Origin of the sequence: Thermodesulfovibrio sp., from assembly GCF_049969575.1 — a bacterium.
Lineage (GTDB): Bacteria > Nitrospirota > Thermodesulfovibrionia > Thermodesulfovibrionales > Thermodesulfovibrionaceae > Thermodesulfovibrio > Thermodesulfovibrio obliviosus.
In genome coordinates this window covers 19,441-33,283 of record NZ_JBMFOO010000004.1, presented here as the reverse complement: position 1 = coordinate 33,283, position 13,843 = coordinate 19,441, and the positions used below count along the sequence as shown (strand labels likewise).

Below are 13,843 nucleotides of genomic sequence, written 5' to 3'. Positions count from 1 at the left end.
TCCTTACTCCTCTGCCTTTGCTTGACGCTCTTTCTGCCTCTCAGCAATTATTTTCTGTGCAATATGAGAAGGAACTTCTTCATAATGAGAAAACTCCATTGAATAAATTCCTCTTCCAGATGTCATGCTGTGAAGCTGATTGGCGTATGTAAGCATCTCTGCCATTGGAACAAGAGCAATTATTTTTTGATTTCCTCCTGCCTGAGGTTCAACCCCCTGAACCTTTCCTCTTCGGGCATTGAGATCTCCAATTATTGTGCCAAGAGTTTCATCAGGAACAATAATTTCAGCTTTCATAATTGGCTCAAGAAGTACAGGCTTTGCCTCCATAAAAGCTTTTTTTAGAGCAAGGGCTCCAGCAATTTTAAATGCCATTTCTGATGAATCCACAGGATGATAGGAACCATCATAAAGGGTTACTTTTATGTCAATGATTGGATAATAGGCAAGAATTCCCTCTTTCATTGTTTCAATAATTCCCTTCTCAACTGCAGGACGATACTGCTGGGGAATTACTCCACCAACAATTTTGTCAACAAACTCATAGCCTTTGCCTCTTTCCAGTGGTTCAATCTGAATCCAGCAGTCTCCATACTGCCCACGGCCACCTGACTGCTTCTTATACTTACCCTGTGCTTTTGCAGAGGCTTTTATTGTCTCTCTATAGGGAACCTTTGGTGCCATAAGATTAACTTCAACTCCAAATTTTCTTTTTAATTTCTCAAGAGCTACTTCAATGTGAACCTGTCCCATTCCACTGAGAATCATGTCCTTTGATTCTTCATCTCTGGAAAATCTCAGTGTCGGGTCTTCTTCAAGAAGCTTATGAAGTCCTGCACTAACTTTTTCCTCATCTCCACGAGTTTTTGGTGCAATTGCATAAGATATGATTGGTTCAGCAAATCTAACTTCAGGTAGCTGAACTGGATTGTTTTCATCGCATAGAGTATGCCCTGTAAGTGTATCCTTAAGTTTAACTGTTGCCACAATCTCTCCAGGACCTGCTTTCTGACAGGGTATTTGAGATTTCCCGAGAATATAATAAATCTGACCAATTCTTTCCTTTGTCCCTGTATTTGGATTAAGCACCGTTGAGTCAGCCTTGAGCAAACCAGAAAAAACTCTTATGTAGGAAATTTTTCCAGCAAAGGGGTCAATCGTGGTTTTGAAAACATAGGCAGCAAGTGGTTCAGTTTCAGAGGGCTGTCTTATGACTTCACTTCCATCCTTTGGATTGATACCTTTTATAGGATATATATTTGCTCTTTCCTTTGGGTCAGGTAGAGCAAGTATGATGCTGTCAAGTAATGCTTCTATGCCAACTCCAACAAGTGCTGAACCTGCCAGTACAGGGATGAATCTTCTTGCTAAAGATGCATCATGCAATCCCTTCCTTAACTCTTCTTCAGTAAGCTCACCACCTTCAAGATATTTTTCAAGAAGGCTGTCATCAAGCTCTGCAATCTTTTCTACAAACTTTTTTCTATATTCTTCAACAGTTGAGGAAAGATACTCTGGAATGGATGCCTCCTTTAGTGAGTTTCCTTCATAAATGTAGGCTTTTAATGAAATCAGATCAACAAATCCGTTTAATCCTGGACCTTCACCAATTGGAAGTGTCAGAGGTATTGCTTCCTGTCCGAAGACTTTTTCAATCTCAGCAACAGCTCTATCAAAGGAAGCATTTTCTTTGTCAAGTTTGTTTACAAAAACAACTCTTGGAAGGTCATACTCATCGCAGTATTTCCAGATTCTCTCAGTTTCAGCTTTTACTCCTGAAATTGCACTTACAATAACTACAGCACCATCAACAACTCTAAGAACTCCTTTTGTATCTTCAAGAAAGTTTACAAAACCTGGAGTGTCTATTATGTTGATCCTATAATCTTTGTAGTCGCAATACACAGCTTTGGAGCTTAATGTCATGTTTCTTGCAAGCTCTTCTGGTTCATAATCAATTACCTTGCCTGTTGTCTCTCCAGTTGTAACCCTGTCAATCTGCCCTGTTTTAAAAAGGATTTGCTCCGCAAGCTTTGTGTTACCTGCACCTGCATGGGCAACGATTGCAATATTTCTGATTTTACTGATATCTCTGCTCATACTCCGCCTCCTTTTTTTATTTTTTAAATTTTCCTTCGGCTAAAATTAATTTCCCATCTTACTTACCTTTAGTTTTAATCTTCATCTCCAAAAACTCTTTTGTAAATAAATTCTATATTTCTTGTGTAATAGTTTAGCTCAAAAATGCTCTTTATTTCACCTTCAGTGAGATATTTTCTCACCTCACTATCATTAAGCAAAAGATCCATGAAAGGCTTGCTGTCTTTCCAGCTCTGCATGGCATTTGATTGAACAATTCTGTATGCTTCCTCCCTTGTAAGTCCTTTTTCAATCAATGCAAGAAGAACACGCTGAGAATTATAAAGTCCAAAACTTAGTTCAATATTTTTAAGCATTCTTTCAGGATAAACTCGCAAATCTTTAATTATTTCATAAAGTCTGTTTAGCATATAATCAACCAAAATGCAGTTGTCAGGGATTATAACTCTTTCCACTGAAGAATGAGATATATCTCTGTCATGCCATAAAGCAATATTTTCAAAGCTTGCGAAGGCATTTGAACGAACCAGCCTTGCAAGCCCGCTAAGATTTTCACAACCCACTGGATTTCTTTTATGTGGCATTGCTGATGAGCCTTTCTGTCCAGCAGTAAAGGGTTCTTCTGCCTCCAGCACCTCTGTTCTCTGAAGGTGTCTTATCTCAACAGCAACCTTTTCAATCATTGCAGCAATCAATGCAAGAACACTTAAAAATTCAGCATGTCTGTCCCTCTGGACTACCTGAGTTGCCACAGGCTCTGGTTTAAGCCCAAGTTTTCTTAGCGCAATTTCTTCAATTTGTGGTGGAATATTTGAAAATGTTCCAACAGCACCTGAGATTTTACCCACAGAGATTCTATCAATTGCTGAGACAAGCCTGTCAATGTTTCTTTTTGCCTCTTCATACCACAGAGCAAATCTCAATCCAAAAGAAGTTGGCTCAGCATGAACTCCATGACTGCGCCCCATGCATATTGTGTCTTTGTATTGAAATGCTTTTTCACGGAAAAGCTCTTTGATTTTCTCCAGATCGTTCATTATTAGTTCTGCTGCCTGCCTCATCTGCAAAGCCAGTGCAGTATCAACAACATCAGATGATGTAAGCCCCATGTGAATGTAACGTGATACTGGTCCAACCTTTTCAGCTACAGCAGTTAAAAAAGCTATTACATCGTGTTTGACAGTTGCTTCAATTTCATCAATTCTTTTGAGGTCAAAGTCAGCTTTCTCTTTTATTTCCTTTAAAGCATCTTTGGGAATTTTTCCAAGCTCTGCCCATGCCTCGCAAACAGCAATCTCAACTTCAAGCCATTTTCTGAATTTGTTTTCAGGACTCCAGATTTCACCCATTTGTTGTCTTGTGTATCTTTGTATCATAAATCCTCCTCCCATATAATTCTTTCTGGTTTTATGATTACGCCATTACCAAAGCCTATTCCAAGTATTTTCCCTGTTTTATCCTTAACCTTTACCCATCCTGCAGGAACAATGCCTGAGAGAATTTTTATAGAGTTGCCATTAATAAATCTTTTAACCAGCCTATCATCTACTGTCACAGATGGGATAAAATATAAAGCCCTGTCAATATTTAATATTGATGAAACTGAACTATCTAACCCTTTTTCATATAGGGCTTTCAATCCATCAATATCAGTTGAATTTTCAATCTTAAACTGTCCCACCCTTGTTCTCTCAAGTTCTACTATGTGAGCACCCATTCCCAGTTGTTCACCGATGTCATGACACAGAGCCCTGACATATGTGCCTTTGCTGCATACCACCCTGAATGTGACAAATGGAAGAGCAAATTCTTCAATATTAAATGAGTGGATGAAAACCTTTTTTGGTTTTCTTTCTATCTCAATTCCTTTCCTTGCAAGTTTATGAAGAGGCTGTCCTTCCACTTTAACTGCTGAATACATTGGCGGAGTCTGCATTATTTCACCTTTGTATTTTCGAATTATTTTTTCTAATTCTGTTCTATTAAGTTCAAAATTATCAACCTCTTTTATAACTTTTCCTTCAGCATCATGAGTATCCGTTGAAATCCCGAATCTTGCTTTAAAAATATATTCCTTTTCAAGTTCCATAAGAAGCGGCGCTATTTTGGTTGCCTCATTAAGACATACAAGCAAAACTCCCGTTGCCATTGGATCAAGTGCACCAGCATGTCCTGCTTTTTTAGCTTTTAAAATCTTTTTTACTTTTGTAACAGCATCCTGACTTGTAAATCCCTTTGATTTATTAAGAACTACCACTGCGTTCATAAATCCTTATTGGACCTATTCCCTTTAATTCAAAAATTATAAGGAAGCTGAATTCAGAGGTTTTTCTTCCCTGTATTTCCACAGGTCTTCTTGTTATTGAAATATTCGCTGCCCAGCAAGACTCAGCATATCTTATATTTAATGAACTATCTCTTAATCCAGCTCCTTTAGCATCATAGTTTACATTTGCTGTAAATGACCATTTTTCTGACAGTTTTTTCACTACTGTCATTGCATAGGTTTTTATTTTTCCCTCTTTTTCCTGAACATTGTACTGATCCCTTAATGTAGGAGACCACAGATAGGCAGGAGAAAGTGCTTCATTTCTTGTATATCGCTCACTTAATGATAGAGATGTTGTTTCATCCGGAGAAAAGCTTATATAACTGTTAAATCTTTCAATTCTTTTTTTCGATATATTCTGATATGTATCAAATCCAAGACTTATTTTCCAAAATGAGATTCTTCCTTCCAGAAGAACAGGATAAAGTTTATCCCATTCATTTTTTGCCCTAAAGTCATATACCTGCGTAATTCTTGCCTCAGCATTAAAGCTTTTCAGGTTTAATTTATTATAAACTCCAGCCCTTAAAAGTGCTGTATCATCAATTATCTCAGAACTCTTTAAAATTGGCGGCTTACCATTGACTCCAATAAAAATTCCTTCTACAAAAGGTTCAATGAGATGAGTAAAACTTTGCTGTGTTTTGTAAATTTTCATAAAGACTTTTGCATTATACTGAATCATTTCCCTGTGAGAAGTATTCTCATAGGGAGAGGTTTTTTCAAGATTGTAAAAGATTTCATTTAATCCGAGCGTTTGCGTTAATTTAATAGCATCTCCCATTGTATGACTTATTTGAGGAGCTATCTCAAATCTCTGTCCTTTAAGTCCATCTTCTTTATAAAACTCAGCCACATTGGTGTTAAAATTTACATTAAATTGTCCAAGCCTGTATGGATAGACCACATATCCAAGCTCTGTTTTTACTGGAGGACTTGTGCTTCCCTCTTTTAGATCCTTCCATCCCTGTCCAAGTAAATAAAATCTTGATTGAACTCCAGGAACAGAAAGCTCTACAGAGGACTGTAAAAATCTATCATATCTTGCTGAAAGGTCTTTGCCGTATTCTTTAAAAAGAAATGTATTGGAAGCTGAACGAACATCCCCGTATTCCCTGTAAAAGTCATTTTTATTAACATAGTTTAAATCTACAAGCAAGTCAAAGTTTTTAAATCTTTGAAGATGAATTCCTCTTAATTCAATATAATCTTTGTTAAGTTTTCTATCTTTAATCTGATAGGCATACCACATTCCTTTTGTGTCAAAGTCAAGGTATCTGTATTCAATTGCCTTGCCAACCCCGATTTTTGAAAAATAGTCAATATAAAATGTTGCATCTTTATTGCTGTCAATTACAAGATAATAAGCAGGACTGAAACGAAATCCACGAGTATTTGAGTTTCCGAATTTTAATGGTAAAAAACCTGACTTTTTAGTTTTTCCTCCTGGTCCCCAAAACACTGGAGTAAAAAGAATGGGCACATCTTTTACTTTAAAAGTTGTGATTTTTGATGTTAATGAATCATCAACTATAAGGTCAACAAACTCTCCTGTAAAACACCATGGTTGAGCACTGTCTGGCTCTGGTTCACATGTGGAGAATGTAGCTTTTTTTGCCTTATATTTTATTTCACTTAATCTTTCAATTTCTTTAGCTTTTATCCACATATCCTGTTTTTTTATGTGAAGAAGGGCATTTTTTAAAAAACCTGTTTTTTTGTCTCTGTTAAATTTTCCTTCCTCTGCCCAGGTAGTAATTTCATCGTCATCATAATAAAGGTCTCCATAGGCTTCTATATCAGCAGTGTTTTCATAATAAATTACTTTCTGAGCTTTAAGATCAAAAGTTCCATCACTCATATAAACATCGCCGATTGCAATGATTTTTTTGTCTTTTTCAAATCGTTCCAGTGTGTCAGAGATTATCTCCATAGCGAATAAAGCAGAAACATTTAAAAAAATGGTTAAAGCGATCAATAAACTCATTATTAACCAGCTTTTGAATCTGCCTGTGTTATATTTCATGTAAGCTCTCCAAGTCTTCTATGCAATGTTTTCTCACCAAGATACTCTTTCAGTTCACCTATTAAATAAGTTGAGCCTGTGCAAAGAAGGAACTTATGGTTATTTTTACATATGGAAAGCCCCTTTTTAAAAGCTTCTGTCGGGTTAGGCACAAAGAAATCAATCATTGAAGTACAATTTTGATTTAATTCTTCATATGTGATAGCTCTTTCATAGTGAGGCACTGTAAAGATTATTTTATGAGCATAAGTTTTAAAACAATCAATAAATCCTGATACATCTTTATCTCGCATCATCCCAAAAACTATCACAGGTCTTTCATCTGTAAGAGCTTTTAGTGATTTTACTAAAGCCTCCGCAGCAGGTGGATTATGGGCTATGTCAAAGATTATAAGAGGTTGCTTTGATACAACTTCAAGTCTTCCCTGTAATCTGACATTTTTAAGTCCTTCTTTAATAAAATTTTCATTCCATTGAGGATATACGCTCATAAAAGCTTTTAATCCTACAGAGGCATTTTCAAGTTGATGAGGTCCTGTAAGAGGTAAAAATAAGGCTAAAGGCTGAATCTTGAAGCCTGAAGCCTGAAAAACAAAGCTAATTCCATCTAAATCAATTGATTTAAGCTCAGCTGAAAACTCTTTCCCATATGTAAAGACTGAACAGCCGAGTTCACTGGCTTTTTTATAAATCTCTTGTTCTGCATAAGGATTTTGCTTTGATGTAACAACAGGAACTCCTTTTTTTATAATCCCTGCCTTTTCTCTTGCAATAGAGCTTATATCAGCTCCGAGAAAATCCTGATGATCAAGTCCAATACTGGTAATTACAGAAATAACAGGTGTTACCACATTTGTAGCATCAAGCCTTCCTCCCATACCTGTCTCAAGGACTGCGTATTCAATGTTTTTTTCTTTAAAGTAAAGAAAAGCCATTATAGTAACATATTCAAAAAAAGTAAGCTCCTCTGCAAAAGGTTTAATTTTTTCAATTAATCTTACAACTTCATCTTCAGAAATTTCTCTATCATTAACAATTATTCTCTCTGTAAATCTTGTAAGATGCGGAGAAGTGAAAAGTCCTGTATTTAATCCGTGCGTCCTTAAAAGAGTGTAAATTATTTTAGAAACAGAGCCTTTTCCATTTGTACCTGCAATATGAATTGATTTAAAACTTTGATGGGGATTGCCAAGCTTTTCCAACACTGAGAAGACTCTTTCAAGACCAAACTTTATGCCATTTGTTCTTTTTCTATAAAGTTCGTTTATCAATTCTTTATATTTCTTTGTCTCTGTCATACTTCAGAAACACTGTCCTGAGGAAGGTTAGACGAATTATTAAGATTATAGGAGCTTGATGCTGGCATAATAATTTCAATTAGCTTATAAATAGTACTTTTTAATTCTTTTCTTTCTACAACAATATCAACCATTCCGTGTTCAAGCAAAAACTCGGCTCTCTGAAATCCTTCGGGAAGTTGCTGTTTTATTGTTTCTTGAATAACCCTCGGTCCTGCAAAGCCTATAAGACTGCGGGGCTCTGCAATGATTATGTCACCAAGCATAGCAAAAGATGCAGTTACACCTCCAAAAGTGGGATCAGCTAATACAGAAATATAAAGTATGCCTGCTTCTTTAAGTTTACCTATTGCCTGTGCTGTTTTAGCCATCTGCATCAATGAAAACATTCCTTCCTGCATTCTTGCTCCACCAGATGAAGATACGATAATTAAAGGAACTCTTCGCTCCAATGCTCTCTCAGCAGCTCTTGTTACTTTTTCTCCAACAACTGTTCCCATGCTTCCACCCATGAAGGAAAAATCAAGAACAGCGATTACTACATCTCTTCCATTGATTTTTGCATCACCATAAATGGCTGCTTCTTTGAGCCCTGTCTTTTTTTCATTTTCAATAAGCCTTCCTTTATATGGCATCGTATCTTTAAAGTCAAGAGGATCAGGACTTTTAAGTTCAGGGTCTAATTCTATAAAGGTTCCGTTGTCTGTTATAAGGGAAATTCTTTCTTTTGCTGAAATTCTAAAGTGATACTGACATTTAGGGCAAACCTTAAAATTGTTCTCAAGCTCTTTGCGATAAATTATTTCTTTACAGTTTTCACATTTTACCCACAATCCTTCAGGAATTTTTACCTTTTTCTCTATTTTTGGTTCTTTTCTTTTAAACCATGCCATTTATTGCCTCTCTGAGTGATTTAATAAAATCATAAGCCTTTTCAGGCACTTCATGAAAAATCTTTACAATGGCACTTCCCACAATTACTCCATCAGCGAATTGGGCTACATATTTAGCCTGCTGAGGTTCACTGACTCCAAAACCTACGCAAACAGGTTTTCTAAAACTTTTAACGAAATTTATATGCTCAGTGAAAGTGTTGTCAAGTCTGAGTTCAGTGCCTGTTATGCCTGTTATTGACACATAGTAAACAAACCCAGTTGAAGCTTTTACAACTTTTTTAACTCTTTCTGGAGTTGATGTGGGTGCTACGAGGAAAATTGTATCAATACCGTATGCTTTAGCAAAATGTCTATAAATTTCCGATTCATCCACTGTAAGGTCAGGGAAAATTACTCCTGACACACTGGCTTTGCTTGCATCCTGAAAAAACTTTTCTATTCCGTATCGGAAAACAGGATTTAAATAGGTCATTAAAATTATGGGTGTATCTATGCTCCCCTTGAAATCGTGTAGAAAACTGATTATTTTTCTTAGAGTTACACCAGAGTTTAATGCCCGTTCTGCTGCTCTCTGTATTGTTGGTCCGTCAGCAAGAGGATCTGTAAAAGGCACACCAAGTTCAATAAGGTCAGCACCAGCCTCACTTAAAAGCTTTAGCCTCTTTGCAGTCTCATCAAGGCTGGGATCTCCTGCCATAATGTAGGGTATAAATGCTTTTTTGCCTTGTTTTTTTATATATTCAAGCTTTTTTCTAACAGCAAACCCATTCATAAAGATATTCCTTTTATCCTCGCTACTTCCTGAACATCCTTGTCTCCTCTTCCAGAGAGGTTTACAATAATTATTGAATCTTTTGGCATCTCAGGTGCAATCCTTACTGCCCAGGCCACTGCATGGGCAGACTCCAAAGCAGGAATAATTCCTTCGAGTCTGCTTAAAAGCTCAAATGCTTCTAAAGCTTCATCATCTGTTGCGTATGTATAGTTTACCCTGCCTGTGTCTTTTAGATAGGCATGTTCAGGACCAACAGAGGCATAATCAAGGCCTGCACTTACAGAGTGAGTTTCAAGAATATTTCCATCTTCATTTTCAAGAACATAGCTAAGGCAACCCTGAAAAATTCCCTTTGCTCCTCCTGCAAATCTTGCTGCATGAAGCCCTGTATCAATACCTTTACCACCTGCTTCAACACCAATCATTTTTACATCTTTATCCCCCAAGAAAGCACTGAAAAGTCCTATGGAGTTACTTCCACCTCCAACACAGGCAACTAAAACATCGGGAAGTTTGCCTTCTTTTTGAATTATTTGCCTTTTTGCCTCTCTACCAATAACACTTTGAAAATATCTAACAAGAAGTGGATAAGGATGAGGACCAAAAACAGTGCCTAAAACATAATGAGTTGTCCGCACATTTGTGGTCCAGTCTCTTAAGGCTTCATTTATGGCATCCTTTAAGGTTTTTGAACCTGTATCAACTGGAATAACCCTTGCACCAAGAAGATTCATTCTGAAGACATTGAGCTTTTGCCTTCTTATATCCTCAGTTCCCATGTATATGTCACAGCTTAGTCCGGCAAGCGCAGCACCTGTTGCAGTAGCTACACCATGTTGCCCTGCTCCTGTTTCAGCAATAATTCTTTGTTTTTTCATTAATCTTCTTGCAAGCAGTGCCTGCCCAAGAGCATTGTTTATTTTGTGAGCACCTGTATGGGCAAGATCTTCTCTTTTTAGATATATCTTTGCTCCACCAAGATATTCAGTTAATCTCTTGGCAAAGTAAAGAGGTGTCGGTCGCCCCACATAGTCTTTAAGTAAGGCTTCAAATTCAGCATTAAAATTTTTATCTCTTTTTGCCCTTTGAAAAGCTCTCTCAAGCTCTTCAAGTGCAGGCATTAAGGTTTCAGGGACGAAGCGGCCTCCATACTCTCCAAAGTATCCTCTTTTTTTACCCATGAAAAGTATTATAGCATGAAGATTTTAAGTTTTGCATTTGATAACAGGCTTACATAATTTCTTAAAATGCCTTTCTTGAAAGGATTTCTTCCGCTTCCCTGTCTAACTTTTTCCCTCATTGCCCCATGAGGAATTAAAGCTAAATAATAATAACCATTGCTACAGTGTATTTTTTTTCATGAGAGAGGGATACAAAAATTTTCCTATTCAATCCTTCTATTTTAACCTCTGGTGAACCATCAGAATTGTTTTTTACTTCAATATGCTTTAAAGTTAAACCTGAAGGTTTTTTCAGTGCCTTAATCACTGCTTCTTTTACAGCAAAACGAGCTGCAAGATGGCAGAAAGGATTTGAATAACTAAAGCTGTAAGCAATCTCTCCTTCAGTAAAAACTCTATCTAAAAATTTTCTTCCAAATCTTTCGTATATTTTTTTTATTCTTTCAACGGAAACAATATCAACACCAATCCCTTCAATCATTGGACTGCCCAGCTCTTGGGTATAAATATTTTTTCAAAGGTATAAAGGGCATATCTGTCTGTCATTCCTGCAATAAAATCACATATCTTTCTGTGAAGTTCCTTTTCTTCAAGACCCTGAGCATCTATTGCTTGAGGATTTTCAAGGTAATAATTATAAAGACTTTCAAGTATTCTCTTTGCTTTTTTAAATTCCTGAATAACCCGCTCATTGTAATAAACTTTTTCAAAAAGAAAATCTCTAAATTCAGAAACCATTTCTTCCATTTCATAAGACATGGAGATTTTTTTATAATCTTCTTTTATAGTGGTAAAAATAACATCTCTGACCATCTTATCAATTCTCTTTGAATGTCTATCACCAAAAAATTTTAAAAACTTTTGCGGAATATCATTTTTTTTGATAATTCCAGCTCTCAGTGCATCATCAATGTCATGGTTCAGATAGGCAATAACATCTCCTACTCTAACGATCTGACCTTCAAGAGTCACTGGCTCGTCACTTAAGATCTTTCCCCTACCTTTTGAATGTTTAAGTATTCCGTCCCTTACTTCAAATGTAAGATTAAGTCCTTGTCCATTTTTCTCAAGAACATCAACTACTCTCAAACTCTGCTCATAATGTTCAAATCCTCCTGGATGAAGTTCTCTGAGGATTGCTTCTCCTGCATGTCCAAAAGGAGTGTGTCCCAGATCATGCCCAAGTGCAATGGCTTCTGTAAGGTCTTCATTAAGTCTTAAGGCTCTTGCAATTGTTCTGGCAATTTGAGAAACTTCAAGCACATGAGTTAGTCTGGTTCTATAGTGGTCACCCTGAGGAGAAAAGAAAACCTGAGTTTTATGCTTCAGCCTGCGAAAAGCTTTGCTGTGAATAATTCTGTCTCTGTCACGCTGAAAGGCTGTTCTAATATCATCCTCTGGTTCAGACTTCAGCCTTCCCTTTGTTTGACAGCTTAAACATGCCCTGGGATGTAGAACACTTTTTTCTATTTCCTCATATTGTTTTCTAAGGTTCATATAAACATTATTCCATGATTTGTTTTACAGCTTTCACAAGCAATGGAATTTCTCTTTCCTGTATGGTTCTCGCATCAAAAATAACAAAATCTTCCTTTATTCTCCCAATAACTGGAGGCTGAGTTTGTCTTAATTTTCCTGAGAATTCATCAGGCTTATCTGTCCTGATAGCAATAACATAGGTTTTAACTCCACTTTCAGGAAGTGAGCCTCCACCTGGCATTGATACATCTTCTTTGAGCATTGCCTCAATTCCGTGCTTTTTAAACAATTTCAATATCTTAGCTGCTCTTCTTTTAATTTTTTCTGGTGGTTCAAGAATCATTCTCAATGTGGGAATTTTTTCAATAGCTTCTTTTTCATCAAGATAAAACATTAAAGTTGCCTCAACAGCTGCAAGCGTAAGTTTATCAACTCTTAATGCCCTCATAAGAGGATTTTTTGATATTCGTTCGATAAGCGCAGATTTGCCAATTATAAATCCTGCCTGCGCTCCTCCGAGAAGTTTATCTCCACTGAAAGTAACAATATCAGCTCCTTCATCTACCACTTCCTGAACTGAAGGTTCTCCATAAAAGCCGTATTTTTTTAAATCAATAAAACATCCACTGCCAAGATCAACCATTACCGGAATTCCTCTCTGTTTTCCAAGTTCACATAGTTCTTTTACTGAAACTTCTTCGGTAAAGCCGATAATCTTAAAATTTGATCTGTGCACTTTCAGTAACAGGGCTGTATTTTCATTTATTGCTCTTTCATAATCGCTTAATCTGGTTTTATTTGTTGTTCCCACTTCCCTTAAGATGGCACCTGATTGAGCCATAACATCCGGAATTCTAAAAGAACCTCCTATTTCAACGAGTTCTCCACGAGAAACGACAACTTCTTTATCTTTAGCAAGTGTGTTAAGACAAAGGAAAACTGCACCTGCATTATTATTTACAACAACAGCTGATTCTACATTCACAATTTTTCTAACAGCATCAACTATGTGAACATATCGTTTGCCCCTCTGCCCTTTTTCTAAATCATACTCAAGATTTGAATAACTTTGCGCAATTTCAACAACATGTTTTATTGCCTCTTCTGGAAGTATTGCTCTTCCAAGATTTGTATGAATCACAACTCCTGTTGCATTTATAACAGGCTGAAGAGAATACTTTTTATTTAAAGAATTCTTTATCTTTTCAATTATGCTGTCTTCATCAATCTCTAAAACATTGCCTTTTAAAACCTTAGCTCTCAAACTATCAAGAACCTTTCTTACTGCTTCCCTGACCAGTGAGTAAGAATATTCTTTAAAGAGAACTTTTATTTTTTCATTCTTTAGAATTCTGTCAACTGACGGGATCTTTCTTAAAATATCGGGTTTATCCATAATAGATTTTCAATTATTCTTTCAATTTTTCTTCAATCTTTGTAATCCTTAGATTCATTTCATTTATCAGAGCTTTCATGTTTTCAATCTCATCTTTTGTTGCTAAATTCATCCCCTGAAGTGTCTTTTGAATCATTTCTTTAAAGTTTTCTTTAAAGCCCTCCTTTGCTTCTTCAGATTTTGAGATGAATTCATTAATTATTTTTGCAGCCTCAGACTCGCTCATCTTGCCTCTTTTTACAAGGTCATTGAGAAATTCTTTAAGTATTTCCTGCATTCCAAGACAGGCAAAAATCATATTTTTAAACAAATCCTGTAATGCCATTTTTTCCTCCTTATTAAATAGTTCAATTGTTCAAGGGT

General features: G+C 36.4%; 12 protein-coding genes. All 12 read right to left on the bottom strand.

Annotation, left to right across the window (positions count from 1 at the left end; translation table 11 throughout):
• Positions 1 to 3: 3 nt before the first annotated feature.
• Entirely contained in the window at positions 4 to 2,100 is a 2,097-nt protein-coding gene (gene fusA / locus ACP5O9_RS02030) for an elongation factor G (protein WP_353685855.1), read from the bottom strand.
• Positions 2,101 to 2,174: 74 nt separating this feature from the next.
• Complete coding sequence (gene purB / locus ACP5O9_RS02025; protein ID WP_353685856.1) at positions 2,175 to 3,476, bottom strand: adenylosuccinate lyase; 1,302 nt, start codon at positions 3,474 to 3,476, stop codon at positions 2,175 to 2,177.
• Positions 3,473 to 4,366: a tRNA pseudouridine(55) synthase TruB gene (gene truB, locus ACP5O9_RS02020; RefSeq protein WP_353685857.1), complete on the bottom strand. Its 894-nt coding sequence runs from the start codon at positions 4,364 to 4,366 to the stop codon at positions 3,473 to 3,475. The genes purB and truB overlap by 4 nt, the downstream gene beginning before the upstream one ends.
• Positions 4,344 to 6,455, bottom strand: a complete 2,112-nt coding sequence (locus tag ACP5O9_RS02015) for an LPS-assembly protein LptD (protein ID WP_428723348.1) — start codon at positions 6,453 to 6,455, stop codon at positions 4,344 to 4,346. Before ACP5O9_RS02015 ends, truB begins: the two co-directional genes overlap by 23 nt.
• Positions 6,452 to 7,753, bottom strand: a complete 1,302-nt coding sequence (locus ACP5O9_RS02010) for a bifunctional folylpolyglutamate synthase/dihydrofolate synthase (RefSeq protein WP_428723347.1) — start codon at positions 7,751 to 7,753, stop codon at positions 6,452 to 6,454. The genes ACP5O9_RS02015 and ACP5O9_RS02010 overlap by 4 nt, the downstream gene beginning before the upstream one ends.
• On the bottom strand, positions 7,750 to 8,646 hold the full coding sequence (accD, locus tag ACP5O9_RS02005; RefSeq protein WP_353685860.1) for an acetyl-CoA carboxylase, carboxyltransferase subunit beta: 897 nt from the start codon (positions 8,644 to 8,646) through the stop codon (positions 7,750 to 7,752). Before accD ends, ACP5O9_RS02010 begins: the two co-directional genes overlap by 4 nt.
• Positions 8,633 to 9,421 (bottom strand): tryptophan synthase subunit alpha, encoded by a 789-nt coding sequence (gene trpA / locus ACP5O9_RS02000; RefSeq protein WP_353685861.1) that lies wholly within the window; start codon positions 9,419 to 9,421, stop codon positions 8,633 to 8,635. Before trpA ends, accD begins: the two co-directional genes overlap by 14 nt.
• A complete protein-coding gene (trpB, locus tag ACP5O9_RS01995) occupies positions 9,418 to 10,605 on the bottom strand; it encodes a tryptophan synthase subunit beta (protein WP_353685862.1) in 1,188 nt (395 codons plus the stop codon). The genes trpA and trpB overlap by 4 nt, the downstream gene beginning before the upstream one ends.
• 139 nt (positions 10,606 to 10,744) lie before the next feature.
• Positions 10,745 to 11,086 carry a holo-ACP synthase gene (gene acpS / locus ACP5O9_RS01990; RefSeq protein ID WP_353685863.1) on the bottom strand — a complete coding sequence of 114 codons (342 nt, stop codon included), beginning with the start codon at positions 11,084 to 11,086 and terminating at the stop codon, positions 10,745 to 10,747.
• Positions 11,083 to 12,102, bottom strand: coding sequence for a deoxyguanosinetriphosphate triphosphohydrolase (locus ACP5O9_RS01985; protein ID WP_428723346.1), 1,020 nt, complete (start codon positions 12,100 to 12,102; stop codon positions 11,083 to 11,085). Before ACP5O9_RS01985 ends, acpS begins: the two co-directional genes overlap by 4 nt.
• 7 nt (positions 12,103 to 12,109) lie before the next feature.
• On the bottom strand, positions 12,110 to 13,480 hold the full coding sequence (selA, locus tag ACP5O9_RS01980; RefSeq protein WP_428723345.1) for an L-seryl-tRNA(Sec) selenium transferase: 1,371 nt from the start codon (positions 13,478 to 13,480) through the stop codon (positions 12,110 to 12,112).
• 13 nt (positions 13,481 to 13,493) lie between these two features.
• Positions 13,494 to 13,805 (bottom strand): phasin family protein, encoded by a 312-nt coding sequence (locus ACP5O9_RS01975; protein WP_353685866.1) that lies wholly within the window; start codon positions 13,803 to 13,805, stop codon positions 13,494 to 13,496.
• Positions 13,806 to 13,843: the final 38 nt, after the last annotated feature.